A 1507-nucleotide genomic window follows, 5' to 3' on the forward strand; every position below is an offset into this window, starting at 1 on the left:
CGGGAAATTCGGCCTTCGAGGATTATCGCAGCAAGGAATTGCAGCGCCTCGAGGAAGAGCGCCGGCGTCTCGACGAGGAAGCGCGCGCCTTCCGTAGCTTTGTCGAAGAACTGAAGCGAGCCAAGGATCGCGACGAATTCGACGCCTTCATGGCCAAGCGCCGGAACGAGAAGCCCGGGGCGACCGAGGGCTGACCTAGAATCCAGGCCTGACCCAAAATCGAAGAGCGCCCGGTGGGCGCTCTTTTCTCATCGTCTGCTGAGACAGCCGGCCGCCAGCTTCAAGAAAGCACGGGCGCGATGAGAAAGCGCTTTCCCCTCGGCGGACGACCAGTCGATGCCGTGCTTTTCGTCCGATGTCAGCTCTCCGAATGTTTGCGCGAATCCGTCAGGCCGGAACATCGGATCGTAGCCGAACCCCTTGTCCCCTCGTGGGGGCCAGACGACGTCGCCATGAACGCGCCCCTCGAACAAGTCCTCATGTCCGTCCGGCCACGCGACGACGAGAGCCGAGACAAAATGGGCCGTACGGTTCCCGGTATCCGTCACGCCGCGCTTCTGCAGTTCTTGTTCCACGCGCGCCATGGCAGCCTGGAAGTCCTTGTTCGCCCCTGCCCAGTCGGCCGTGAACAATCCGGGTGCGCCGTCGAGCGCATCGACGCAAAGCCCGGAATCGTCGGACAGCGCCGGCAAGCCGGTCGCTCTGGCCGCCGCATGAGCCTTGATGGCGGCATTCTCCGCGAACAGATGGCCGGTTTCGTCCGGAACCGGCAGGCCGAGTTCCCCCGCTGACACCGCCTCGATCCCGAACGGGGCCAGAAGCTCGCGCATTTCCTTGAGCTTTCCCGGGTTGTGGGTGGCGATCACGACCTTTCCGGTCAGGGGACGGTGCATACTAATTCTCGGGTCTCAGATAGCGAATGACGGAGGACTTGACCTGTGCGATTGCCGCTTTCAGCGCCTCGGCGTCGCCGCCATAGGATGCTCCACGTTGCATACATTCGCGCAGGTAAGGCTGAATTCCTGACGGCTCTATTAGAGCGCCATCGGCCCAGCGTCGAGCGATGATCGCGGGTTCGAGTTCGATATCGAGACCGCAATTCCTCGCGGTTTGCGCCCTTGGAAGGAAACGCAACGGCGTCGGCAGGTCGAAACCGTGATGCGCGTTGTCGAAAACCTGGAAACTGACCGGCGATCCGTGCTTCTCGAAGAAGGCCGCATAACGACGACAATGATCGGACGGCGTAAAATCGTCGTTCCGTCCCAGCAAAAACACGATAGGCGCCTGCGTGGTCTTTTCCGCCAGATAGGGAATCGAGCAGGAGGAGTAGAAGGCAATATGAAGCGCGAAGCGCACGTCATCCTTGACGACGGCGCGGCGGAACGGCTCCAGCGCCGTGTAAAGCGCGAGTTGCCCGCCCTTCGAAAAGCCCATGATGCCGATTCGCGCCGGGTCGATTTCGGGATGAGTGGCGAGCAGGCGCAGGGATGTCAGCGCATCCGCCACG

At 62.0% G+C, this 1507-nt stretch carries 3 protein-coding genes; 1 reads left to right on the forward strand and 2 read right to left on the reverse strand.

The window, feature by feature from the left end; genetic code table 11:
* Positions 1-194 (forward strand): DUF2852 domain-containing protein (locus AC1DT3_RS20760; protein ID WP_477467093.1); only part of this gene is annotated, 194 nt, incomplete at its 5' end.
* Between the two features lie 54 nt (positions 195-248).
* Here the strand turns inward: AC1DT3_RS20760 and rdgB are convergent.
* The gene (gene rdgB, locus AC1DT3_RS20765; RefSeq protein WP_477467095.1) at positions 249-899 is read right to left on the reverse strand and encodes an RdgB/HAM1 family non-canonical purine NTP pyrophosphatase; all 651 of its coding nucleotides are present in this window, start codon (positions 897-899) and stop codon (positions 249-251) included.
* Positions 895-1507, reverse strand: a 613-nt coding sequence (locus tag AC1DT3_RS20770; protein ID WP_477467094.1) for a dienelactone hydrolase family protein, incomplete at its 5' end; no start/stop codon positions are given. The genes rdgB and AC1DT3_RS20770, both read right to left, overlap by 5 nt.

The sequence above is a fragment of the Microvirga sp. P4_G7 genome, from assembly GCF_056401005.1.